This window comes from Roseibium sp. AWQ4_254, from assembly GCF_056161025.1.
In genome coordinates this window covers 126,485-150,595 of the sequence record NZ_JBSWYH010000005.1, presented here as the reverse complement: position 1 = coordinate 150,595, position 24,111 = coordinate 126,485, and the positions used below count along the sequence as shown (strand labels likewise).

Annotated in this window: 23 protein-coding genes; 6 read left to right on the top strand and 17 right to left on the bottom strand. The window is 59.9% G+C overall.

Annotated elements, in window-relative coordinates; all coding sequences use genetic code 11:
* Positions 1-58 precede the first annotated feature (58 nt).
* The 3 genes from ACXAIC_RS05555 to ACXAIC_RS05545 all read right to left on the bottom strand — a co-directional run bounded on the left by ACXAIC_RS05555 (position 59) and on the right by ACXAIC_RS05545 (position 2,908).
* Complete coding sequence (locus tag ACXAIC_RS05555; protein ID WP_475174504.1) at positions 59-1,633, bottom strand: tetratricopeptide repeat-containing sulfotransferase family protein; 1,575 nt, start codon at positions 1,631-1,633, stop codon at positions 59-61.
* A 115-nt stretch (positions 1,634-1,748) separates the two neighbouring features.
* Positions 1,749-2,621 carry a hypothetical protein gene (locus ACXAIC_RS05550; RefSeq protein ID WP_475174503.1) on the bottom strand — a complete coding sequence of 291 codons (873 nt, stop codon included), beginning with the start codon at positions 2,619-2,621 and terminating at the stop codon, positions 1,749-1,751.
* Between the two features lie 77 nt (positions 2,622-2,698).
* A complete protein-coding gene (locus ACXAIC_RS05545; RefSeq protein ID WP_475174501.1) occupies positions 2,699-2,908 on the bottom strand; it encodes a hypothetical protein in 210 nt (69 codons plus the stop codon).
* A gap of 280 nt (positions 2,909-3,188) precedes the next feature.
* Between ACXAIC_RS05545 and ACXAIC_RS05540 the strand changes: the two genes are divergently transcribed.
* On the top strand, positions 3,189-4,268 hold the full coding sequence (locus ACXAIC_RS05540; RefSeq protein WP_475174499.1) for a DUF2336 domain-containing protein: 1,080 nt from the start codon (positions 3,189-3,191) through the stop codon (positions 4,266-4,268).
* A 106-nt stretch (positions 4,269-4,374) separates the two neighbouring features.
* Here the strand turns inward: ACXAIC_RS05540 and ACXAIC_RS05535 are convergent, their stop codons facing one another.
* From ACXAIC_RS05535 to ACXAIC_RS05525, 3 genes are read right to left on the bottom strand one after another with little or no spacing between them, the layout of a single operon-like run.
* On the bottom strand, positions 4,375-4,755 hold the full coding sequence (locus ACXAIC_RS05535) for a DUF1491 family protein (protein ID WP_475174498.1): 381 nt from the start codon (positions 4,753-4,755) through the stop codon (positions 4,375-4,377).
* 53 nt (positions 4,756-4,808) lie between these two features.
* Positions 4,809-5,573 (bottom strand): peptidoglycan-binding domain-containing protein, encoded by a 765-nt coding sequence (locus tag ACXAIC_RS05530; protein ID WP_475174497.1) that lies wholly within the window; start codon positions 5,571-5,573, stop codon positions 4,809-4,811.
* An 8-nt stretch (positions 5,574-5,581) separates the two neighbouring features.
* The gene (locus tag ACXAIC_RS05525; RefSeq protein WP_475174493.1) at positions 5,582-7,291 is read right to left on the bottom strand and encodes an ATP-binding protein; all 1,710 of its coding nucleotides are present in this window, start codon (positions 7,289-7,291) and stop codon (positions 5,582-5,584) included.
* A 364-nt stretch (positions 7,292-7,655) separates the two neighbouring features.
* Here ACXAIC_RS05525 and ACXAIC_RS05520 point away from each other — a divergent pair, with 364 nt between their 5' ends.
* Positions 7,656-8,105 (top strand): DUF5330 domain-containing protein, encoded by a 450-nt coding sequence (locus tag ACXAIC_RS05520; protein WP_475174491.1) that lies wholly within the window; start codon positions 7,656-7,658, stop codon positions 8,103-8,105.
* A gap of 353 nt (positions 8,106-8,458) precedes the next feature.
* Complete coding sequence (locus ACXAIC_RS05515; protein ID WP_475174489.1) at positions 8,459-8,890, top strand: SufE family protein; 432 nt, start codon at positions 8,459-8,461, stop codon at positions 8,888-8,890.
* A 195-nt stretch (positions 8,891-9,085) separates the two neighbouring features.
* On the opposite strand, the gene ACXAIC_RS05510 is transcribed toward ACXAIC_RS05515, so the two are convergent.
* The 8 genes from ACXAIC_RS05510 to ACXAIC_RS05475 all read right to left on the bottom strand — a co-directional run bounded on the left by ACXAIC_RS05510 (position 9,086) and on the right by ACXAIC_RS05475 (position 15,779).
* Positions 9,086-9,502, bottom strand: coding sequence for a Ros/MucR family transcriptional regulator (locus ACXAIC_RS05510; protein WP_475174486.1), 417 nt, complete (start codon positions 9,500-9,502; stop codon positions 9,086-9,088).
* 319 nt (positions 9,503-9,821) lie between these two features.
* Positions 9,822-10,166: a monovalent cation/H(+) antiporter subunit G gene (gene mnhG, locus ACXAIC_RS05505; protein ID WP_475174485.1), complete on the bottom strand. Its 345-nt coding sequence runs from the start codon at positions 10,164-10,166 to the stop codon at positions 9,822-9,824.
* Entirely contained in the window at positions 10,163-10,519 is a 357-nt protein-coding gene (locus tag ACXAIC_RS05500; protein ID WP_475174483.1) for a cation:proton antiporter, read from the bottom strand. The genes mnhG and ACXAIC_RS05500 overlap by 4 nt, the downstream gene beginning before the upstream one ends.
* Positions 10,516-10,992 carry a Na+/H+ antiporter subunit E gene (locus tag ACXAIC_RS05495; RefSeq protein WP_475174482.1) on the bottom strand — a complete coding sequence of 159 codons (477 nt, stop codon included), beginning with the start codon at positions 10,990-10,992 and terminating at the stop codon, positions 10,516-10,518. Before ACXAIC_RS05495 ends, ACXAIC_RS05500 begins: the two co-directional genes overlap by 4 nt.
* The gene (locus ACXAIC_RS05490; RefSeq protein WP_475174479.1) at positions 10,989-12,593 is read right to left on the bottom strand and encodes a Na+/H+ antiporter subunit D; all 1,605 of its coding nucleotides are present in this window, start codon (positions 12,591-12,593) and stop codon (positions 10,989-10,991) included. The genes ACXAIC_RS05495 and ACXAIC_RS05490 overlap by 4 nt, the downstream gene beginning before the upstream one ends.
* Positions 12,594-12,598: 5 nt before the next feature.
* Positions 12,599-12,976, bottom strand: coding sequence for a Na+/H+ antiporter subunit C (locus ACXAIC_RS05485; protein WP_475174477.1), 378 nt, complete (start codon positions 12,974-12,976; stop codon positions 12,599-12,601).
* Positions 12,976-13,395, bottom strand: a complete 420-nt coding sequence (locus tag ACXAIC_RS05480; protein WP_475174476.1) for a Na+/H+ antiporter subunit B — start codon at positions 13,393-13,395, stop codon at positions 12,976-12,978. Before ACXAIC_RS05480 ends, ACXAIC_RS05485 begins: the two co-directional genes overlap by 1 nt.
* Positions 13,395-15,779 carry a putative monovalent cation/H+ antiporter subunit A gene (locus tag ACXAIC_RS05475; RefSeq protein WP_475174474.1) on the bottom strand — a complete coding sequence of 795 codons (2,385 nt, stop codon included), beginning with the start codon at positions 15,777-15,779 and terminating at the stop codon, positions 13,395-13,397. The genes ACXAIC_RS05480 and ACXAIC_RS05475 overlap by 1 nt, the downstream gene beginning before the upstream one ends.
* 733 nt (positions 15,780-16,512) lie before the next feature.
* On the opposite strand from ACXAIC_RS05475, the gene ACXAIC_RS05470 reads away from it, so the two are divergent.
* Together ACXAIC_RS05470 and msrB are read left to right on the top strand one after the other, a co-directional pair.
* Positions 16,513-17,490 carry a GGDEF domain-containing protein gene (locus tag ACXAIC_RS05470; RefSeq protein WP_475174472.1) on the top strand — a complete coding sequence of 326 codons (978 nt, stop codon included), beginning with the start codon at positions 16,513-16,515 and terminating at the stop codon, positions 17,488-17,490.
* A gap of 101 nt (positions 17,491-17,591) precedes the next feature.
* Complete coding sequence (gene msrB, locus ACXAIC_RS05465) at positions 17,592-18,062, top strand: peptide-methionine (R)-S-oxide reductase MsrB (RefSeq protein WP_475174470.1); 471 nt, start codon at positions 17,592-17,594, stop codon at positions 18,060-18,062.
* A 409-nt stretch (positions 18,063-18,471) separates the two neighbouring features.
* Here msrB and ACXAIC_RS05460 read toward each other — a convergent pair whose 3' ends face one another.
* Positions 18,472-21,108 carry an ATP-binding protein gene (locus ACXAIC_RS05460; RefSeq protein WP_475174469.1) on the bottom strand — a complete coding sequence of 879 codons (2,637 nt, stop codon included), beginning with the start codon at positions 21,106-21,108 and terminating at the stop codon, positions 18,472-18,474.
* 431 nt (positions 21,109-21,539) lie between these two features.
* Positions 21,540-21,995 (bottom strand): winged helix-turn-helix transcriptional regulator, encoded by a 456-nt coding sequence (locus ACXAIC_RS05455; RefSeq protein ID WP_475174467.1) that lies wholly within the window; start codon positions 21,993-21,995, stop codon positions 21,540-21,542.
* 123 nt (positions 21,996-22,118) lie between these two features.
* On the opposite strand from ACXAIC_RS05455, the gene ACXAIC_RS05450 reads away from it, so the two are divergent.
* Positions 22,119-22,991, top strand: coding sequence for an SDR family oxidoreductase (locus tag ACXAIC_RS05450; protein ID WP_475174465.1), 873 nt, complete (start codon positions 22,119-22,121; stop codon positions 22,989-22,991).
* A gap of 63 nt (positions 22,992-23,054) precedes the next feature.
* On the opposite strand, the gene ACXAIC_RS05445 is transcribed toward ACXAIC_RS05450, so the two are convergent.
* Positions 23,055-24,053, bottom strand: coding sequence for a FecCD family ABC transporter permease (locus tag ACXAIC_RS05445; RefSeq protein ID WP_475174606.1), 999 nt, complete (start codon positions 24,051-24,053; stop codon positions 23,055-23,057).
* Positions 24,054-24,111 lie beyond the last annotated feature (58 nt).

The window sequence follows — 24,111 nt, the reverse complement described above, 5'->3', positions numbered from 1 at the left end:
GCCTAAAGCAGCGCCGGACAAAGCCTCACAGACTGCAAAGCTATTTCGGAGAGCGCTTTCACCCCGCCTTGGGCGCGTAAGGACCAAGGGCCTCGAACAGCTCCCGGTAATGGGCTTCCTTGCCCCGCCAGCGCTCCAGGGAGGAGCGGAAGATCGGGCGGCGGACCTGGGTGTTGGAAAAGGTCGTGACCGGGCTGTCGCTCTTGTAGAACTCAAGGCAGCCGTCTTCCCAGTCAAGGCCCGCATGTTCCAGCAAGGCCGCGCTTTCCCCGCGCTGGTTGTCCACCAGCGCCTCATAGGACAGCGGATGGATGGTGACCGGCGCGACCTGCTGCCAGTGGTCCATCAGCCCATGATAGCTGCGGAAATAGCGGCCGACGCTTTCCTGGGTCCGGGCATAATTATGGGCCGGGGACAGGGGATGGGACAGCAGCGAAATGCAGATATCGGCCGCAGACCGCTCGCAGTGAATGAAGGCGGCCTTCGGGAACAGCAGGCTCATCAGCCAGATCATTTCATAATTATGGGGCATCTTGTCGGTCACCCGGTCCACCCGCCGGTTGACCCCGTCCATAAGGCCAAGATATTTGCGCGCGATCCGCTTGAACTCCTTCGGCTCCATGTCCTTCAGCCGGGTTTCCAGCTCAGGGCCCGGCCTGGCCTTCAAGCCCAGCTCTTCCTGAAGATGGCGGAAAAACTGGACTTCGCCGCCACTGGCTGCGCGCGAATGGCAGCTGATGATCTGTTCCACCAGGGTCGTGCCGGACCGGGGCAGACCGAAAATGAACACCGGCTTTTGCGAGGGGTCGCCGATTTCCGTGCGACCTGCGAAATAGGCCGTGTCGAACACCTCTTTCATGAAGGCGATGCGCTCTTCATATGCGGCCGGATCAAAGGCCGGATAATGGAGCGTGCGCGCCCTTTGATAGTGGTCCAGCCCCCGTTCGGTCTCGCCGATATCCAGGCAGATCTTGCCCGCCGCCCAATGGAGATTGGCCTGATCCGGGCCCGGACGCGACACACCATCACCGATCAGCGCTTCAATCTGGTCCAGCTCAACGGGTTTGTCCTGGAAAGAGCGCGCGAGGCTGAGGCATTGGTAGGCGGTCGGCAGTTCCTTTTTGCAGGCAATCGCCTTTTCAAACCAGCCGATGGCCTCCTCGATCTTGCCGACACTCACCTCAAGCTGGCCCATACCAACAAGGGCATAGCCGTTTTCCGGCTCCAGCTTCAGCGCCCGCTCATAGCTTTGGCGCGCCAGGACCGCCTGGCGCCGTGCCCGGTAGACATCCCCGAGCTGTGCCTGAAATTCGGCCTGCTGCGGCGCCAGGGACACCGCCTTTTTCAGCGCGCCCTGAGCCCCGTCCAGATCACCCGCATTCAACAGAGCAAGGCCCAGCAACTGATGCACCTGCGGGTGTTTGGCCGCCTTGCGGGCGGCCAGTTGCAGCCGTTCGATAGCAAGGCCGATCCGCCCCTCCTGATAGGCGGCGATCCCAAGGGAGAAATTTGCCTGCGGGTTGCGCGGATCGAGCCGCAGCACTTCCTCAAACATGTTCAGGGCCACAGGAAGACGCCCGGCATGCTGGTGGCTGAGGGCTTCCTGAACAAGCTGCGACACGCGGGGGGACATGAACTCTCCTGACATCACTTTCCGGCAGCGGCCGGTTGCTGTCCCCTGCAATAATGCTGCGCCTTGAAAAGTGCAAACCAAATGGTCCCGTCAGGAGGGACAGGAGGGAGGAGCCTTATTTTTGAACGGGCTTGCGCTCCGTGCCCCAGCCGGTATAGATCCGAGATCTGCGCACCGGCTTTTGTGCGCCCGTTCGGCTGGCGGTTTCGCAGCTTGCCTCGGCCAGCCGCACCTGCCCTTCCAGCTCCCGGATGGCATTGTTGACCTTCCAGACCCGGTTCTTGCTCGGGGTCTCGATCTCAAGCCCCTTCAGCGCCCGCTGATAGGCCACAATGCGGTAGCGCAGCGCCTGGCTGACCCATTTCACCATGACCCGGTTTTCCCAGACCCGTGCCTTGGCGCCATCATAGGTCTCCTCGGTGGTCACTTTCCGGTTGCGCAGCACCCGCAGCCGTTCATCGTCAGCCTTTTGCACCCGCATAGCGACCTCGCAAAAGGGCATGACCAGTTCCGCATCACCGGTCGCATCCGCCGCGATCTTGTCGTAGCGGGCATCGGAGGAGCTGAATTTGTCCGAGCGCAGATAGATCAGGTACAGATCGGGCGGCACCCGCCCTTCCGTTTCCGGCAACACCCGGGTGCGCGACAACTCCACCATCGTGCCACCGATCCAGTCCTTGGTCCAGGGTGGGCGGATCAGCGTCCAGCCCCGGTCACGCAGCAGCTTTTCGTCATTCGTATAGTTGAACTTGGACACGGGATCGCCGCGCAGGCGGGCCGCTTCAGTGCCGGCGGCCGGCATCAGATCGTCATGGACCACGGACGGTGCTGCACGGCCAAAATCACCGGTGGGCCGTACACAGGCGCCAAGCATGAGGCAGGCAGCCAGGACAGCGGCAGCCGTGACAACAGCAGACGAGCCGGCACAAGGCCGCTTCTGTCCACATTTGCCCGGCCCGCCAAGAACCGCTGTGACGCCTATGCCCATCGGGCGTATCTCCAAACCGCAATCATCAAACGCCCGGACAAGGATGATGCCCGGTGCGGCTGGAAAGGCGTGGACCGTCAGTCCTTGTCAGACCCAGCAGGTCCAGCTGCCTGTCCGATGGTCGCGATTCGCGCGGCAAGATCAAGATCGTGATGCTCATAGCGGATGCCTGGAAAGAGGATAACTTCCCCAAATGTTTCCTGGCCCGCCGTCTGGCGGTGTCTGGCCTCCTGGCCCACACGCGCAGTGGGCCGTTGAGCGGACGCAAAATCCAACAAAGTGCCCATCGTCTACCTCCTTCGGTTCCAGTTCCCTTTTCCAGCGTATTACCGGGAGGGAACGGTCAAACGGGCGACGCATTACTTCCTGCAGGTTCATTGGAAGCTGTCAGGGTTAACAGCATGCTAACGCTTTTCCTGCAATTTGAAGGAAACAACTTTCGACGGTCGATCTGTCTTTCGTATTTTTTAGTCGGGTGACATGCGAAACAACCAGCGAACACAAGCAGCCGTGCCGCCTTCTTCAGCTCCTTCCGGCTCCCGCCCCGTTTCCTCTTCAGCGCAGCCCGTGTTGCTGCCTGCAGCGGAAATCTTTGTCGGGCGTGCGAACCATACCCCTGAAGAAACACGGGTTTTTCTGGAGCTTGCGCGCAATCTGCTGCCGCTGACCCCGGTAGAGCACCGCCGCCGCATCGCCCATCTGATCGCCGGGCACCCAGCTCTTCCGGACGATCTGAACGAACAGCTTGCCCGGGATGAAGACCCGCTGACCGCAGCGCAAGCGCTTTGTAACAGCCCCAGGCTTTCTGTGGATCTCCTTCTGTCGGTTGCCGAAGCAGGACCGGAAGTCTGCCGTCTGGCCGTCGCCCGCCGCCCGTCTTTGCGCGAATCGGTCCTGTCCGCCCTGTGTGATCACGCCGAAGCCAATGTGATCCAGCGCCTTATGGACCGGGACGACGTGAAACTTACCAAAACCCATCAGGCCAAGCTCAGCCGGCGCAGCGACATCATTGCTGCCCTCGGCCTCGAGCTGGCCGGTCAGGATGCCCTCCATCCTGAAGGTCTGATGGGCCAGTTCCTGCATCTGCCGGCCCCCTTGAGAAAACAGGCCATAGCCGCCGCCGAATTGACCAGCCTGGTGAAACAGGCCCAGACCCAAGGTGGACCCATGTCGCAGAGAACCAAACCCAACCGTCTCCGCATTCAAGACGCTCTTGTCGCCGATGCCCTGACCCAGGACAGACCCCGTTTTGCCGAACGCCTTGCCCAGGGCCTCGGGCTGTCACGGGCAACCTGCAACATTTTGATGCGCAGTGATCAGGGCGAAGGGCTCATTATTGCCCTCAAAGCCCTTGGCATGCCGGAGTGCAAAACCTCCACGATCCTGATCAGGCTGCTCGGAGAAGACAAACCGCTTATGGATATACGGGGCCTGCTGCGCATGCACCGCACGCTCAGCAACGGCGCTGCCGAAGCGCTCGTGAGCCAGTGGATGCTGCATGATCAGGCGCCGCAGACGGCCCAGCCGCGCCACTCGTCCCAGTATCAGGAGGCTAAAGGGCGCAAAGGGACGGCCCAGCCATCCTTTGCCGAGCGGGGCAAGGAGCTGCGCCAGACCAGGCGGCGCAGCGGATCGGCCGAAGGCTGACCACCGGAGCGCCAGCCCAAGCCTTAAAGCATATCGCGGTTCACTGAATTTGCCTTTTGCGTCCTGTCCTCATGGATCTCGGGCGCGCCCAAACCGCAAAAGGACCCTAGAAGCGGAACAGCCCGGCCGCCGGATCGTCGCCCGGCTGGTCCTCGCGTGCCAGCGGCAGGTCGATCCGGCCGTCCCGGGCCTCGACCTCCACAAGCCAGTAGTCCGGGTCCATGCGGGCTTCACGGGACAATCGGTCCTGAACCGCTTCGGCTACGGCCTCTTCCAGCACCTTTTCAAAGAGGCGTCCCTCAGGCTGTTCGGTAAACATGGCTTGCGGTGCCGGGCCATAAAGGTCAAGGGTGCCGTCCATCCGGTCAACACTCACAAATACAGCTCCAGCTTCTTCCGCCCCCCGCCTGGAGACTGCCGCAAAACCGCCTTCGCCGAAAATCCGGCGCACCAACGCGCTGACGAAAAACTCCGATGTAACCCGCATAAGGCTCCCACCCTACCGATCTGGCCATTCCGATCTGGCCCCTCCGGCCTGGCTCACCCGGACAGGGACTGTCCGCTGAGCGCCTCAAGCCGCCGGATGGTCTTGGGGCCAAGATGACCGGTCAGGGGCAGGCCCCGGTCAAGCTCAAACCGCTTGATGGCAGCCGTCGTGTTGGCGCCCATCACCCCGTCTGCCTTCAAGGGGCCATAACCCAGTTCGGCGAGGGCCTTTTGAACGCGCATCAACTGCGGATCGGCATCAACACCGTCCGCAGCCCCCATCTCCTTCGCCGGTCTGGCGCGGACCGGCGGCCCCAGAACCGCAGCGCCCGGTTTGATCCGTGGTACGGGAACGGCAGATCCTGCCGGTTTGTCCCCTTCCATCAGAACCAGAGCCAGCAGCGCTTCATCCGCCTTGCCGGTCTCCGGCCGCCCGGCCTTGCGTTCAAAGGCCCGGATGGCCCGTTCGGTGGCCGGGCCATTCAGCCCGTCAAGCGGTCCTTCATAGAGCCCGATGCGGCGCAGTGAAATCTGCACATCAAGAACAAGTGTCGAAATCTCCTGGACCTTCAGAGCGCCCCGCCGGCCATTGGGTTCAGGCACCTGCACGGCCTCCGGGCGGTCCCGCGTGCTGAAAAACGGAGCAGGGTGCCGGCCCGGCTGCAGGCCGATGGCATTTGCAACGATCAGACAGGCCGTAAGCACCATGACAACGCTGCCCCCGGCTGCTGCCGGATTATCGAGCGCTGCATGGCCGGCCCGTGCCATCAGGCTGTCCGCCGGCTTGGGATGCTGGGATTTTTGTGACTTCCTTGCCATGCCGCTGCCTATGCCGGGACCGCCAGACGGCCGGGATCAAAGACCGGCATCGAACCGGCCTCACCACGCGCCCCGTTCTGGCTGGCGGGCACAAGAACAAGGACACTTTCGCCCCGGCCAAGGGCGGATTGGATCTTGAGAGTTGCCCCCGTCTTTACCAGAAGAGCCCCCGCCTGATCCAGTACAGATCGCGACCCTTCCGCATGCCAATGCAAACTGGAAGACCGGTTGACCGGGTCAAAATGCACCGCAATCTCCTCGCCTGCCACAGCCGCTTCGACAAAGACCTGCCCCCCTGCCCCAACGGTTTCCACCAGTTCGGACAAGATCAGGTGCAGGGACTGGCGAAAGGCCTTTTTTTCGGCAAAGGCATCTGGCAAATCATCAGCTGCAGAGACATCAAGCCCGACGGCTTGCCGGTCTGCGAGCGGGCGAATCAGATTGCTGCTGTGGTCCAGGCAGGCGCGCACATTCACCGGGCCACAAGCAGCCGAGGTGGCGAGTGGCGCTTCCGGCACCAGATCCAGAATCGCATTGAGAGAGTCAGCGCTGCTCTTCCCGGCGGTGCGGATCCGCTGAACCGACCTGTGAAGGCTGCCATTGCAGAGGGTTTCCTCCTGATCTTCCACCATGGAAGCCAAGTCTACGATCTCGGCAAGCTGATCCCGCGCAGCTGTTCCGGCCTCTTCAATCATGGTCCAGCGGGTGTCTGTTCCGCGCCGGGTTCTGTCCTCAACAGCCGGTAGACTGGCTTCTCCGATATCCTTAGCCGCCGGACGCAGAGACAAAAGAAGCGTGCGCTCACGGCTCTCCTCCTCTCCGTCTGCGGAATTTGCGGGGCGCAAGGTCAATGAGAAGACCGCGTACTCGGCCTTGCCCAAATCGCCCGGGCGTCCTGATCCGGTGCGCAGGCGCACGTCGAACGTTTGTACGTCGCCCTGCAGCCGCACATCCGCCAGATTGGTCAGATAAAGGGGACGGTCAGCTACATGCAGACGGTGAAACAGCCAGTCCCGCTCACTCTCGCTCGGCTTGACACCGACCATTTCTTTCACCGGCCCGCCAAGAACCGAGATCCGGCCATCGGGCGAGACGGAGCAAAGCGTTTCGGACAGATTGCTGCAGATCGTCTGCCGGCGCACCTCTGCGGCCGACACAAGATGGCGGGCAAGCCCACGATCCATCGATATGCGCACAACCAGCATTCCAGCATAAAAGAGCGCTGCCGAAGAGGCGACAATGCGCGCCTCCAGCGGCAAGTTGACAACGCTTGCCACCTGCCCGGCCAGAAGGCACACCCCGGCAAACAACGCCAGACAAAAGCCGCTGATGGCAAGGGTTACCTTCCGCTCGGTCGCGAAAGCGGATTCAACAATCGGGATAACCAGCCAGAGCAGCGCAAATGAGCTTTCGCCGCCGCTCATCAGGCAGATGGCCGATACAAAACAGGCAAACAACCCGGAGGACAGGCCAATTGCCTTGTTCAAGGCCCCTGTGCGCGACAGGAAATGAGCAATCGGCCACTGGCTCAGCATCCAGGTCATGACCAGCAAGGTGGCCGCGTGGGGCGCACCGGCAAACGCCAGATGAAGAGGCAGGATAAAGAGAGCGGCCGTACCACTGACAAAACAACTGATCAGGAAAGACCGGTGCAAAGGCGCAAGAAAAATATCGGCCGCTGCCTCAGGGTGAATCATCCCGTCGACACGTACCGCCAAAAGACTTCCAAAATCTTTCAATTTTTTCAGAAGGTTACGCACTATACACTTCCACACGAAACTCGCGGATTCTTCCGCTAGGAACTCCTGTACAGGCATTGTCAGGTTCAGCGCTTAAGGAAGGATAAAGGATGAATCCCAAGGGCGAAAAAACTTCAAATCCTCAGATTTTCAGGCAGTTCTACGGAGAAAGATAAAATTTGAATCAAATTATCAGAAAACTTAAGTCAAATACCTGATTCATTTTACGAAAATCCAATCTTCCCGCTCAACCAGGCATTCTCATCTGTTTGCTAGATTGTGCTCATAACAAGTGTTCCGCCAAAAGGAGCACGGGCTTTGAACAGACTGAATGGGTAGCAACATGTTCTTTCTTCTGAGGACGGCCTTCTGGCTCACCTTGGTGCTGGTTCTGATTCCTCTTGGCTCGGAAAAAGGCACCACAGAACCGCAAAGCGCCGCTGTAGATCCAGTGTCCGCCTTCCTGGCGGCTCAGGCCACAGTGTCCGACATTGGCGGCTTTTGCGCCCGCAATGCCGATGCCTGCGAGACGGGCGGCAATGCCCTGACAGCCATTGGCAGCCGGGCCAGAGATGGCGCCCGGATTGTTTATGAGTTTCTCGACACCCAGATTGCCAGCCAGCCGGCAGGCGATGATCTGGTGACGGGCTCCACATCCAAGATATCTTCCAGGGACATGGCGGCCGCAGTGGCTGGCCAAAGCCTGCCCGCAGCTGAAGAAACAGCCGCCCCCCTGGAGGTTGCCACCGGCCCGGTTCCCCGGCCCAAACCACGCTCAGGCGGAAATTCCTGAGTTAAAAGCCGCTGGTGGGGAGAGCCATCTCCCACACACCGGCACCTTGCACCCCGCGAGAGCGATGCTGCCAGAACCGCAGCAACGACGGCTTAACTTCAGCGGCCTGTACCGCTGCGCCGCAGATGGATAGCTGCCCATTTCATCTGCGGCGTGTTTTCTTGCCCGCCGTCTTCACGCGTCCCCCGATACGTCATACCAACCGCAGACCTGAAGCCCTCCCCCCTCCCCCTTTCGCGCATCCTCACGCCAAGGAGCCTTGAGCAAACAGGTTCACGACCCCAGGGCCGCATTTGCACTTTCGAGGCCAGGGGCTATATCAAGGCGGGAACTGACCTTTAAAGACGGGCGTCATGACCACAAGCATTCAAGATATTCTGGACACATTCGATTTTCTCGACGATTGGGAAGACCGCTACAAATACCTGATCGATCTGGGCAAGGACCTGCCCGCCTTAAGCGATGCGGAGCACACCGACGACTACAAGGTGCCCGGTTGCGTCTCCCAGGTCTGGCTTGTCACCTCGGTGGCTCGGGGCCCAGATGGCCAGCCTGTCCTCAGCTTCAAGGGCGACAGTGATGCGCTGATCGTTCAGGGGCTTGTGGCCATTGTCACCAGCCTGTTCAGCGGCAAGACCGCCCAGGACATTCTGGATACGGATGTGGAAGCTGTGTTTGCGAAGCTCGGCCTTCAGGACCATCTGACCCCGCAGCGGTCGAACGGCCTGCGCTCCATGGTCGGGCGCATCCGCGCCGATGCCCAAAGCGCCCTCACCGCGGCCTGACAAACGCCACAGCGCCTTGTCATTGGAGCAAAGCCCTCACGGCAAGGAAACCGGGCTGGTGGCATCCATCGCCGGAGCAAGTCGCCCTTGACCCGATTTGTCTTTCGCTGCCTGAAATCAAAGATTTCAACGCAAAAACAAAAAAAAGAGCTGCCCGGCCGGGCAGCTCTTCAAATCGTGCGAGACACGACAGACTTACTTGGAGCGCTTGCGCTGCTGTCCAAGGCCCATCTTCTTGGCCAGTTCAGAACGCGCAGCGGCATAGTTCGGCGCCACCATCGGGTAGTCAGCGCCCAGGTCCCATTTGTCCCGGTACTCTTCCGGGGTCATGTTATAATGGGTGCGCAGATGACGCTTGAGGGATTTGAACTTCTTGCCGTCTTCAAGGCAGATGATGTAATCAGGCATGACCGACTTCTTAACAGGCACAGCGGGCTTCAGCGGCTCTGGCTCCGGCTCGCTGGATGCGGATGCTGTTTTCTGCAATGCGCCGTGGACGTCGTTGATCAGGCTCGGCAAGTCAGTTGAAGCCACCGTATTATTACTTACATATGCGGACACAATGTCTGCGGTAAGATCAATCAGATTAGCATCCACCGGATTGTCAGTCATATTCCACCCGTTCTCTTCTAAATTCGGATACAGCTTCGGTTTTAACCTGCAAATATTTCACTCCGAAAACGTCCGAAAAAAGACGTTACTTACGGAGTTAGAAATCAAAAATGATTCTACTTTGCAGGTGATTGTCTCTGCCTTATATAGGCGCTCTGCACTTCGCACAACCCCGAAAAACAAATAAAAATGCCTAACAGCCAATAAAAATTAGTTTTTAATAATACCGACTATTTCATGAAAATCGAAAACGTCAAAAACAGGACAGTATTCCCATACGACAGTCTTCGAGGATCGCATGGCAGCTATGCGCCTCATGTCAATCTCTTGGGCGGACCGTGTCCGCGAGTTCGTCGATTTTTGTGTCCGCGCATGTGCGGTAGCCTGCCGCATATGCCGCCTTGGCCAGCAAATGCGCCGAGATCGGAGCCGTCAGCATAAAGAACACCACACCGGCAACCGCCCGTGTGAACAGCGACAAATCCCCCGCCTCAACGGCCAAAGCCAGAAGCATCAGCCCGGACCCGAGCGTGCCAGCCTTGGAAGCTGCATGCATGCGCATATAGACGTCTTTCAGCCGGATCAAGCCAAGGGAAGCAACAAAAGCAAACAATGCACCGGTTACCAGCATAATGCCGGTTACAATATCGACAACGGCACTCATTTCCCTGCCTCCCTGCGCTCAATACTCTCCTTCACTTCGTCCATGATCGTTTCGTCCCCGGCAAGTCCCCGGTTGAGGACGAAGCGTGCGAAAGCGACCGTTGCCAGAAACCCGACGAGGCCAAGGGTGATCGCGATATCGATATAGAGATAAATTCCGGTCAAAACACCGATCGCGGCAATAAAACCGATCCCCACCGCCACCAGCATATCCAGCGCGACAATCCTGTCGGGAAGGCTTGGCCCCTTCACGGTCCGGTACACGATGATCAGGAAGGAGACCGTGAGAATAGCCAGGGAGATCTTGAGCGAAACCGCCAGGAACAGCGCCGCGAACATTTCCGGTACGGTCATCTGAACGCCTCCATGATCTTGCGCTCAAACCCGTTCTTGATCACTTCAATGGTCGCTTGTGGGTCAGGAACATCAATGCAATGGACGTAGAGCGTCTTGCGGTCCTCCGAGACATCCACGGACAGGGTCCCCGGTGTCAGTGTGATCAGATTGGCCAGCATGGAGATTTCGAAGTCGGTGTCGACCGTGAGCGGAAAGGCAATGATCCCGGGCTCCAGATCGATCTTCGGCCGCAGCACGATCATCGCAACCCGCCAGGCAGACAAGACCAGTTCATAGACAAACAAGGCCGCCAACCCGGAAATCTTGCCGATCCTGCGGAAATAGGCCGAGGTGCCGATCTGCTCACGGATGACAAACAGAACTCCGAAGCCGAGCACAAAACCGAAGAAAAGATTGATCTCGGCGAAGCTGCCCGTCACGGCTCCCCAGGCCAACGCCATGAGGATGTTGATTAGAAAGAGGCCTGTCATCCCTGCCCTCCCAAGACCGACCGCAGATAGCCAAGCGGGTCAACAACACCGCTCGCCCCCCGGGTAGAAAGTTCCAGCATCCATTCCGGCTGCAGCCCGAAATAGATGACGAGCGCAGTGAGCACCCCAAGCGGCAGCCAGACCGCTCCGCCCGCCAGTTGCTGCTGCGCCGTCCCCTCCACCGCAACGCTTTGCCCATCGGCCGTGCCTTCCGGACCGCCCCGCCAGAAGGCATAGATCCAGACCCGGCCCATGGCGAGGGTCGTCAGGAAGCCGCTGACCAGGATCGCGGCCCCCAGCCAGAAGCGACCATCACTGAAGGCCGCATCCACCAGCATGATCTTGGGCCAGAAGCCGGAGAATGGCGGCAGCCCGGAAACCGCAAAGGACAGAACCAGAAACACCCCGGCAAAGGCGGCATTTTTCTGGTAGAGCCCGCCCAGCTGACGCAGGTCATAGGTGCCGCTCATCATGTTCATGATCCCGGCGGCCATATAAAGCGCGGTCATCACGATGATTGAATGCACCGCATAGAAAATCACGCCGGACACGGCCAGAACCGCCTCGGTGCTGCTGGAGGCGACAGCCAGTCCGGCCAGCATCGAGCCGATGCCCGCAATCACGAGATAGCCCAGAAGACGCCTGAGCTCGCTTTGGGCCAAGGCCCCAAGAGCGCCGGTCAGAAGCGTGAGAATGGCGACAAGTGCGATCATGTCCGCCATGTAGCTGAGCGAAGCGGGCAGAATAAGCACGAAGATACGGATCAGGGCATAGACACCAACCTTGGTCAAAAGGCCCGCAAAGACCGCCGAAACCACAATGTTCGGCGTGTGATAGGAGGCGGGGAGCCAGAAATTGACCGGAAAGGCCGCCGCCTTCATTGCAAAGGCCAGGAAATACAGCGCCGCGACCGTCGCTAACGTGCCGGAGGCCGGATTTTCCAGCTCGGACACCTTGAGCGCGATATCGGCCATGTTGAGAGTTCCGAAAATCCCGTAGAGCAGGCCGGTTGCGATCAGAAACAGGTTGGTGCCCACCAGATTGAGCACCCCGTATTTGACCGCTCCGTCCAGCTGGATCTTCTCGTTGCCCAGGACCAGCAGGCCGTAAGACGAGATCAGCAGCACCTCGAACCAGACATAGAGATTGAAAATATCCGCCGTCAGGAAGGAGCCACATACACCGGTCATGAGCAGCAGCAAAAACGGATAGAACCCGTAGCGGCGTCCGGAGCTGTTGACCGTCTTCATGCCATAAAGACCGGCACAGAAGGCCACGATGGACCCGATCAGCGTCAGCGTCGCCCCCAGCGCATCAGCGGTCACGGCAATGCCGAAGGGCGGCAGCCAGTTGCCCATGACCATGGTGATGACACCCTGATCCAGAACCCGGATCAGAAGAGCCAGGCTTGCCAGCACCAGCGCCCCCAGAAAAGCGATGCCGAGCCTGGGCTGCAGATCAGTGTCCTTACGCAGCATCAGGCACAGGGCCCCGCCGAGCATGGTAATCAGCGAAGGCGCCACGACGAGCCAGTCTCCCGCCGGAACCGGCGTGGTGAGCATCGCATCAGCAATATCAACGGAAACAGAAGAACCGGCCATAAAGTCTAGTACCCTTGCGGCGGAGTTTTTTCGTTGTCAGGCTCGGCGATCCGCATCTTGTCCACTTCATCGGTGCCCAGCTCCTGATAGGCCCGGAAGGCGAGCACCAGAAGGAAGGCGAAGAAGGAAAAGGAAATCACGATCGCAGTCAGAACCAGCGCCTGCGGCAGCGGATTGGCCGTCTCCACCGCAGGTGTATAGAGGTCGGAGGGAATGAGCGGCGGGATTTCCCGCGTCAGGCGCCCGTTGGTGAAGATCAGCATGTTCACCGCATTGCCGAGGATCGCGATCCCCAGAAGGATCCGCACCAACTGGTCCGACAACATGAGATAGACCGCGACCGTGAAAAAGAGTCCGATCAGGATGGCAACCCCCGTTTCCATCAGTCCGCCTCCCTTTCTTCCAGCGCAAGGGCAATGGATCCGATGGCCCCGACCACCACGAGATAGACCCCGATGTCAAAGATGAGTGGGGTCGACAGGGCGATTTCCTTGTCGACCAGATCAAAAATCAGCCACTGGCTGGTCATGAAGGCCTGCCCCTTGAAGAAGGACAACACTCCGGCCAGCGCACCGATGAAAAGACCGAAGCCTGAAATGCCCATCGGGTGGAACACGATGGCCCGCCGGACCGGTGCAACGCCACAGGCGATCCCGTAAATGGCAAGCGCCGAGGCAGCGATCAGGCCGCCGATAAAGCCCCCGCCCGGCTCATTGTGGCCCCGAAGAAGCACGAAGATCGAGAACAGGACCATCAGAGCGGCCAGATAAGGCGCAATGGTGCGGAAAATGATCGTACGCATCAACGGGCCTCCGCAGTCTGGGTCGTGGCCGCTTCGTCAGCGGGAGGTTTCGGGGGCTCGCCCCAGTTCGGGCGCACCCGGATCAGCGCCAGCACACACAGTCCGGTCAGCACCACCACGGCGATTTCCCCAAGCGTATCAAAGCCGCGGAAATCGACCAGGATCACGTTGACGATGTTGCGGCCATGGGCAATCGAGCGGCTGAACTCGGTGAAGAAGTCCGACAGGGTGCTGTCGAAGGGCTGCTGCACGATGGCCAGCATGGTCAGGGTCAGGCCGAGCCCAAGCGCGATGGCCACCGCGCCGGTTGCCACACTCGACACAGCGGATCGGTGATCGCTGGGCGCAAGATTAAGGCGCGTCATCACAAGGGCCAGGATGACCACCGACAGGGTTTCCACCATGAACTGGGTGAAGGATAGGTCCGGCGCCCCGAACATCATGAAGATCAGCGCCACGGCAAAGCCCTGGATGCCGAGAGAGACAATCGCGTTCAGGCGGGTCCGGGCCGCCAGAACCGCAATCAGCCCCAGAAACGCAATCAGCAGGATGCCCCATTCATAGAACCGGTATTCCGGCATTTTCGGCATGGCCGGCAGGCTGCCGGTCAGAAAGCCGGGCGCAAACGTGGCGGCCGCCGCAAAGACAAAGGTCAGCAGCATGTAGTTCTGCATCTTGCCGCCCTGCAGGAGACGGGTGATCAAAGATGCCACATGCACGATGGCGCAGACAAACTGGTCGAAGCCCTTGTCCGGCCCCCAGCCGATACCTGTCAGCACCGAGGCGACCAGTGCCCGGAGCTTGTCCAGCTGGGTGAACAGGGCAATGCCGAGGCCAACTGTAATAATGGAAAGGATCACCGGTTCGTTGATTTTGGTCGGCACCAGATGCAGGTCAATCTCGGTGAAAGTTCCCACAAGGGACGACAGGGTCGGGCTGATGAACAGCACTCCTGTTGTGTGGGCCATCAGCGCCAGCACAAACCCGGTGACCGACAGCACAACCGGCCCTGCATAAAGAAGAACCGGCCCTTCATGGGCATGTTTGGGTGTTTCGGCCTTGGGCCCGAAAAACGGTTTGATGGAAATGGCCGCCGCAATCACCAGCATCAGCGCATTGCCGATGACGGCAACACAGGTGATGACCAGTCCGAATGCCGTCCAGTCCCAGGTCCCATCATAAAGGATTTCCTTGGCGATGAAGCCGATAAAGGGCGGCAGACCGGCCATGGAGAGCGCCGCCAGCCCCGCCGCTACAAAAGTAACGGGCATGGCGCTGCGCAAGCCACCCAGCCGGGTGATATCCCGCGTGCCGGCCTCATGGTCGATTGTTCCGGCCACCATGAACAAGGCGCCTTTAAACAGGGAATGGGCCAGCAGATAAAGCACCGCCCCTTCAAGCGCTTTCTCGTCGCTGGTGCCCGTCAACATCACCAGCAGGCCGAGGGAGGCCACGGTCGTATAGGCAAGCATCAGTTTCAGATCTGTCTGGCGCACGGCCAGGATCGTGCCCACCAGAAGTGTCACTCCGCCAAACAGGGGCAGAACCGTCATCCACATAGGCGTGTCGCCTAAAAGCGGATGCATGCGCATCAGCAGATAGACCCCAGCCTTGACCATGGTGGCCGAATGCAGGAAAGCGGAGACCGGTGTCGGCGCTTCCATGGCATTGGGCAGCCAGAAATGAAACGGAAACTGGGCTGACTTCGTGAAGGCACCGCCAAGCACAAGCAGAAAGACCGGCAGATAGAAATCGCTGTCCTGGATGATCTCCGGAGAGGCCAGAAGAACGGACATCTCAACTTCGCCGGTCGCCATGATGATAATGATGAACCCGGCCAGCAGCGCCAGCCCGCCGCCGCCCGTCACCACCAGCGCCTGAATGGCCGCCCGGCGGGACGCGGCCCGCAGGTGATCAAACCCGATCAGCAGGAACGACGTGATCGAGGTCAGCTCCCAGAAGATGAACAGGGAAATCAGGTTGTTGCCGAGCACAAGCCCCAGCATGGCGCCCATGAACAGGAACAGGAACGAAAAGAAACGCCCCTGCTGCGGATGCCCCTTCAGATACCCCCCCGCATAGAGAATGATGAAGGTGCCAATGCCGGAGATCAGCAGGCCGAACAGCGTTGACAGGCCGTCCACATAGACGGAAAAATTGATCCCGTAGCTGGGCGCCCAGGCCTTGGCGGCCACGAAACTCTGCCCTTGCGAAACCGGCCCAATAAAGCCGGCGAAATGCAGGAAGATCAGAGCTGGAACCAGCGCCAGCGGCCAGGCGGCGTTGTGTTTGAACCAGCGTGTAAGAAAAGGAGCTGCAACGGCTGCGGCGAACGGGGCCAGTACGGCGTATAAAGTAGTGTCGTCAATCACTGCTGGCGTCATACTGATCTTTCGTTTCGTTTTGAATTAAAACGACTGATGTCAACCTGATCGAATCAACACCCTCCCGCTAGATAATAACGGTTAGGAAGATTAATGACATGTCTTAGGCATAAGAATTCACGTCTTCAAGCCTTTCCGGCAAGATTTTAATTTCCTTCAACACTTGACTTTAAACATCTTAACCCCATGAAATTCCCACCACGCATTCACGACGTTGCGGAAGCTAAAACAGGCAGGATATCGCAGCCCAATGTTCTGGTTTCAGAACGCGATCGACAAGGTCAAACTGTGCAAATTAACCAAGTCCGCGCCACTTCCGCCCCAGGCGCCCGGACCCGGGCAGCAAAGCCACTTGATTTCACACCTCAAATACCGTTGAGTTTGGAACAGCGAAGCCGAGGTCTGTCCAAGTCAGAAGTTGGTCGCGATTTGAGGGATAGCAGCCCATCTGACCATGAAGAGAATGCCGGTTTGGCAATCCCCGGGTCGGAAAGAAAAGGGCGGCAAAACGGGAACAGCCGCAGGATCTAAAGGGATTGTCAGCGGCCTCAGGCCTGAAAAGACAAGTAAGGGCGCGCTGGATGGAGACGCCGCGTGCCTCTTGTGCCTAAGCGGGCGTCCTGCTGGTCCACAGACCGCATACTGGTCTGGAGTGTCCTTGCGCCCTGTCCCTTTGGCGTGTCACCGGATCGGGACAGACGGCGGTGCGATCGGAATGCTCAGTGAGGCAAATATGGCGTTGGACGGCAACACAACTCCTTCGACCGGACCGGACCTGCTCCGGCCATCCGGCATTGATTTTGAAACCATCGTCGGGTTGAGCAAGGACGCGGTGATGCTGCTCGGGCTCGACGGATCCCCTACCTATATTTCCCCGGCCTCAGAAACCCTTTTTGGCTGGAGCCCGGACAGCATCGCCGAGCGCTTGAGCGACCTGGTCTATGTCGAAGCCTCCAATCCGGAAGCGGACGAGCTCCACAAGATCTTGTCCGGCAGCGGCGACCCGAACGGGCCGCTGCCAGCCACCGAGGTTCAGGTGAGATCCGATGGCGGGCGGCTTGTCTGGGTGGATGTCAGCACCCATGTGCTGACCAACCAGGAAAAGGCCCCTTATGCTTTCGCCGTCTTTTTCCGCAGCATTGCCAAACAGCGCGAGCTGGAGGGCCTGCTGGAAGCAGCATCCCAGACCGACACCTTGACCGGCCTTTACAACCGCCGGGCCTTTGAAGAGAACCTGAAGCGGGAATGGGCCGTGGCCCTGCGCGAAAAGACCCATACCACCTTGATCAAGGTAACGCTCGACCGGTTCGACGCGCTGGCGGACGCGCACGGCCCGGGGGTGGCAGAAGACTGCCTGACCAAAGTGGCAGATGTCCTGAAACAGACCGCACGCCGGCCGGCGGATATCACGGCACGCACCGCCTCGTCTGAATTCTCGCTGCTGTTGCCGAGAACCCACGAAATGGGCGCCGAGACCATCAGTGCCTATATTCAGGTGGCCATTGAGGATCTGGGCATTCCCAATCCCGGTAACACGGAGGGAAGCGGTATCGTCACCGCCTCGGTTGGGGCCGCCTGTGCGGTGGCCGAGCAGACCGGCATTTCAGAAAACGCGGATTTTATTGTGGCAGCCGCCGAGAACTGCATGTTCGAGGCCCGTCAGGAGGGCGGCAACCGGGTGAAGACCGTCATGAACACCCTCACCCGCTAGCCCTGTCCGGCAGCAACACACAGGCATGGTTCAAGGATGTGTTGCGGCCCGGCTGATCGCCTCCTATCTGCCCCACGGATTAAAGGTTGAGACAATCAAAGATGAGCGACGATATCTCCCGCCCTGACGAAGACACACCTCAAGTTCGCAAAACAACTGCCGAATGGATGGACCAGCTGACGGCGGAGCAATTCTATGTCACCCGCCAGTCGGGCACTGAACGCGCGTTCTCCGGCCCCTATTGGGACAACACGCTGGTTGGCCGGTATGATTGTGTGTGTTGCGATGCGCCGCTGTTCATGTCGGACACCAAGTTTGATGCGGGATGCGGCTGGCCAAGTTTCTTTGAGAGCGTTCATCCCGATGCCATCCGGGAACTGGAAGACCGCTCCCATGGCATGGTGCGCACGGAAATCCGCTGCCGCAAATGCGATGCGCATCTTGGCCACGTGTTCCCTGACGGGCCAAAGCCGACCGGTCTGAGATATTGCCTGAACGGGCATGCCATGAATTTCGTTCATGGCGGCAGGCGCCCGGCAAAATCCAGTGGTCCAGAGGGGGCCCCAGAGTAAGACAAAACTCAAACGAGACAAAAGGCCACCCGGCCAAGGGCCGAACCGGAACTCGCCGATCCGGCCCTGTCGGTGCAGTGGGGCACAAGGCAGCAGGAACAGGCGCTGCCAGACGCTGGCACACAGGAGCGTTTCGGGCTTGCGGAAGAAAGAGCCGCAACGTTCAGGCAGCGTCAAGCCGCTCAATCGCATCTGGCCCAAAGTCTTCTGCACGCTCCCGTGCCGGAAACCAGATCGCTGGTCCCGTTGCAACCGGACGTCGCTCCCCTTGAGTGGATGAGGGTTGACCCGGTCCGCGTACCCTAGCGCCCTACCCGTGATCGGTCTTGAGTAAAGCTACGCAAATTTCACAAGCAGGACACCCCCGGACAGCGTTTCATGAGGCCGGATGCCCTACAGTCTCCCGCTGTCAGGCGTCCGCTTGAGCCGCCAGGAGAGACGGCTCATTGCGGGCCTTGAGGATCACCTCAAGACGGCTTTGCGCCTGAAGCTTGGACAGGATCGACGCCACATGGTTTTCAACCGTTCTGGGCGAGCGGGACAACTCATCGGCAATTGCCCTGTTGCTCTTGCCGTCCACCAGATGGCGCAGCACCATCTGCTCCTTGCCGGTCAGCCCATAGGGATGGCGTCTTGCGGCTCCGTAGTGTCCCCGGGCCAGCTTTGGCAACGCCACGTCTCCGGCACGATCCCCACCGATCATCCGCCGCAGGCTTTTGCGCGCCGCCTGGGCGCCAATCTGACTGAAGATCCCGTCCGCCTTTTGCTGGAAAGCTGCGTCCTTCAAAAGCGTCAAGCTCCAGGCAGACAAATAGGCCGCACCTTCAGCTGAGAACTGGTCAGCGGCAAGAGCGGCCTCGCCTTGCAGCATACGCCGGAACGGGTCCGGTGCCTTGCGGGCCAAATCCACCGCCACTGTTTGACCGGCCAGGCGCGACCAGAACAGCCACTCCCCCAATTTGCGCGGGCTGAGAAGATCCTCCCCCAACGCACCGGCTTTGCCGTGCAAATCCCGGGCGGCCTCTTCATCTGCGCTCAAAACCGCCAGCTCAAGCGCAGCGGTCCAGACGGCAGCAAGATATTGCGGCTCGCCGATCTTTTCCGCGCCTTCAAGGGCCCTTTGCAGGATCTCCTGTCCCTCCGCTTCCCCCAGCCGGATCAAGGATCTTGCAAGGATCAGCAAGGCAGGCAGACGCATAAGCAGGGTCTGGTTTTCCTGCTCCAGCACATCTCGGGCAATTGCAGCCGCCTCGTCATAGCGGTCCTGCTCGAAGCGCAGCTGCGCCTTGCGTCCGATCAGGTAATATGTCCAGGAATCCAGATCATGAGCCAGATCAAAGGCAATTCCTTCTTCCAGCAGGGTCTCAGCCGCGTCCAGATCCCGCAACTCGATCAGACATTCGGACAGGTTCGTATAGACGCGGGCCGCCTGTTCGTGAAAGCCGTGGGCCAGAGACAAGGACAAACTGTCCCGCAGCAAGGCCTCCCCGTCCCTGTCCCACCGGAACAGCTTGGCAGATCCGACCGTGTTTAGCGCATGCGCGCGGGTTTCAAGGTCGGGGAAGCGCAGTTCAACGGCCAGAGCCTTCTCCCCCCAGAGGACCGCGTCCTCCATCAGGTCCTGCAACATGAAAAACTGGGCGCGCAGGGCATAGGCTTTCGCCGTGGCCGCCGAGGGGGCTTCCCCCTCCAGCGCCTCAATGGCCTGACGGATATAGTCCTCCGCCAGTTCCCCCTCCCCCCGGTACCAGACAAACCGGGACAGCCAGCGCAGGTTTTCGCCGACCCGCACGGCCCGTCCCGCCTTTTTCCAGATGGCAAGAGCGGCCTGCTGAGCGGCAATCACCTCTTCATCAATGGCCTGCGACAGGCCAGCTTCATAAGCCCAGCTTTCCAGGATATCTGCAGCCTGCTCGTCCTGGTCCTGCTGGACCAGATCCTTCGCATATTCCAGATAGCGCGCCGCCTCCCGATGAGCACCAAACCCGGCAGCCTGACGGGCGGCCCTTGGCGCATACTCCACAAGAATGTCTTCCCGTTGGGCGCCCTGGGCATGGTGAACCACCATGTCGAGCGGCGGGTCTTCCGGCAGCGCCAGAAGACCTTTGAGAAACAACTCATGAGCCGCAATCTTGTGATGGGGCAACAGGCGGGAATAAGCAGCCTGCCGCACCAGTTCGTGGCGGAATTTGTAGCCCCGGCCCGCATCAACCAGAAAATGGCGTTGCAACGCCAGTCCGGGCCCGGCTAGCCTCTCTTCCTTGTCCAGGGCTTGCAGGCAGGCAAACGGGATGACACCGGGCCAGCACGAGACGGTCTCCAGAAACCGCATGACTGGTGCGGGCAAGCCATTGAAGCGGGCGTCGAGCGCATCGGCCACCGACAGTGGCATCTCCCCGTCCGGGGCCGTCTCCGCCGCCATTTCGGTCAGAAAAAACGGATTGCCGCCGGTGACTTCCAGCAGCTTTTCCGGCTCGTAGCGATTGGCAAAGTCCAGTTTGCGGATCGCGTCCAGAGACAGTGGCGCCAACGGCATACGGGTCTTGCGCCCGGCCGGAATATTGCCGATTGCCGAGCGCAGCCCATGATCCGGACCCACTTCATCCTCCCGGTAGCTGCAGATGAGAAAGACCGGCAGGGCGGCGATCCGGCGCCCGAGAAATTTCAGCCAGTCCAAAGTCCGGTCATCAACCCAGTGCAGATCTTCCATCACCAGCACGACGGGCACCGGCTGGGCCTGCAGTTTTTGAACGAACCCGCCGAAGCAGGCATCTTCCAGCGTTCCCTCAGCCACCGGCCCGAAGAGCTGAAACGCCATGTCCTGAACCGGCCCCAGGGGCCGGGGCGCATGGAGCGGATCACACAGGCCCATGGCCTGGCGCTGTCCAGAGCCCAATGTGGACACATAGCGCTCGATCAGCGTCGACTTGCCAATGCCCGCCTCACCGCAGACAAAGGCAATCCGCCCTCCCGAGCGGCGGACCAATTCCTCCAGATCCCGCAATTGCTGGAGGTTTTCTTCCCGTTCCAAGAACACAGGCTGCATCCCGTTTCACGAAGACAACAACACTTTGAAATCACTCATCAAATCCTGAGGGCAGCCGATCGGTTCACCGGAAAGGCTGGAAAACCGCCATTGTTCTTGTCTGCCCGCAGCCGGAACTATCGCCGTAAGACCGGCCGGGACGCAAGCGCTGTTGCCGAACGTTGTGCGGTCAGGCCCGCACTGTGGGCACTCAAAGCGCTTTGTGTCAGAGGATGTTCCAATCAAAAAGTGTTGATCAAACCTCCGCGAACAGCGCCCAGGTCATCAGGCCGGTTCCGGCAAACCGGTCCCATAGGGCACCGGGCGCGGCCCGGGAATGCCGGTCATATAAAGCAGCACATAGAAAACCGGCCCCAGAAAAAGAGCTGCGCGCGGCCGAACAGGCCGGCTGTCCCTCTTCCCTCTGACCGTCTTGTCAGAAAACTCCGCTTCTAAGCAGCGCTTTCTGCCTCCGCCCGCCGCTCGGCCTTGGCGGTGAGAATACGGCCGATATTCACCTCGATCCAATCGGCCAGATCACGCACCTTGATGGCAACTTCGCGCCCGAGCGGGGTCAGACTGTAATCCACATGGGGCGGGACCACCGCGTGGGAAAACCGGTCGACAAAGCCGTCCGCCTCAAGCGTTTGCAGGGTTTGTGCCAGCATTTTCTCACTCACCCCTTCAATGGTCCGGCGCAGCTCGGAAAACCGCCGGTCCTTTTCCAGGAGAGCAATCAGCACAAGAACGCCCCAGCGGCTGGTCAGGTGTTTGAGAACATCCCGGGACGGACACTTCCCGCTGAACAGCACGCCACGCCGCATCAGCTCCGACAGGGCCAGCCCGGTTCCCTCTGCCGGATAAGGCATAGGATCGGCGCTCTTTCTCTCTTCTGACGTGTTTTTCATCTGCTGTCCCAAAGTTTCTTAAAACTAACCTTTTTGTACGTACTAACAAAAAGTAAGCACATCGTCTACATGGGAGTTATCCGAGCCGATTCAACGGTGCACCCATTCAACAGGAGACAGAAAATGATTGCAGTTACCGGCGCCAATGGCCAGCTTGGCCGACTTGTTCTCAAGCATCTCGCCCAATTGACCAGCGGACCCGTCCGCGCTTTGGTCCGCACGCCGGAAAAGGCTGCGGATCTGGCAAGCGACACCGTCAAAGTCGTAAAAGCCGATTACAATGACCCGGCCACCTTGCCGGAAGCGCTGAAAGGCGTCGAGCGGCTGGTGCTCATCTCCGGGTCCGAAATCGGGCAACGCACTCCCCAGCACGTCGCTGTTATCGATGCTGCCAAAAGCGCAGGCGTCTCCTTTATCGTTTATACCAGTCTTTTGAACGCGGACCGCTCCAGCATGATCCTGGCTCAGGAACATGTTGCAACGGAAACTTACCTTAAAGACAGCGGTCTTGCCCATGTGGTGCTGCGCAATGGCTGGTATCTTGAAAATTATCAAGGCACGGTCGCGGCCGCCCTACAGCATGGGGCGATTGCAGGCGCGAGCGGAGACGGCCGCATCAACGCTGCCAGCCGCTCAGACTATGCAGAAGCAGCCGCCAAGGTGGTGGCCGGGGACGACTTGTCCACGCGCATTTATGAACTGGGCGGCCAGCCCGGCTTCACCATGGCTGAATTCGCTGCCGAACTCTCCAGCCAGACGGGACGCGACATTCCCTTCAGCAATATGGGAGAAGCCGACTATGCCGGAATGCTGGCGACCGCTGCGGGCCTGCCAGAGGCTTTTGCCAAGGTCCTGGCCGATTCAGACCGGGGCGCGTCAGAGGGTGATCTCAGCACTCAATCCACCGATCTGGAGACCCTGACCGGCCATCCGGCAACATCTCTTGCCAGCTTCCTGTCAGACAATCTGGCAGCGTTGAAAAGCTCAGACGCCTGACCGGCAACATGGAAACAAGCCGGGGGCCAATCGGCGCCCCGGCCCTGTTTGAAGACGCGCGTGTCAGCCCCGCCCTGCCTTTGAACGCAACAGACAGATGAAGAAAATACCGCCGATCAGGCCCGTCAGGATGCCAATGGGCATGTCTTCCGGCGCCATCAGCGTGCGTGCGGCCATATCCGCCCAGACCAGAAAGATTGCCCCCAGGAGCAGACTGATGGGCAAAACACGGCTGTAATTTCCTCCGACCAGAAACCGGGCGATATGCGGGATCATCAGGCCGACAAAGCCGATAATTCCGGAGAATGCGACCATCACACCCGTGATCAGTGCACCTGCGGTAAACACCACCAGCCGGAACCGGGCGACGGGAATGCCAAGGGTGGACGCTGTCTCATCCCCGATGGTCATGGCATTGAGATCCGCAGCCTTGATCAGCAAGTAGGGCACGGTCAGCACCAGAATGCCCAGGGGAAAAAGCAGATGGCTCCATTGGGCAAGGCCCAGCCCACCCAGCATCCAGAAAACCACCGTGTGCGTGGCTCTCGGATCTCCGAGAAAAATCAAGATGTTGGCAAAGGACATGATAATGAAGGAAACCGCCACCCCGGCCAGCACCAGCCGGTCGGCACTGGTCGCAGAGGCAAAGCGGGTGACGCCCAGCACCACCAGAGTGGCTGCCAGCGCTCCGGCAAACGCCATCAGGGGAACGGTCAAAAGCCCCAGAAACAGCCCCGTGTGCAAAAGCGCCAGAATGGCCCCGGCCGCACCGCCTGAGGAAATGCCCAGAAGATGGGGATCTGCCAGGGGATTGCGGGTCACCGATTGCAGAGCAGCCCCTACAATCGCCAGCCCGGCTCCAACAAAGGCGGCCAGAAGGGTACGCGGCAAGCGGATGTTCCAGACAATCGCCTCCCGGCCTGCCGACCAGGTGACCTCTACCAGGCCGGGCAGCATCTTGTTGGCCACCACACCGAAGACCGTACCGGGGGCAACCGGAACCGCCCCGACGGAGACGGCCAGAACCACCGAGACCAGCAGCACGCCCGCCCCGGCGGCCAGAAGAAGCGCAAAGCCCCCTCTGGAGGCTTTGACCGGGAGTGAGTCTGTGACTGGGTCC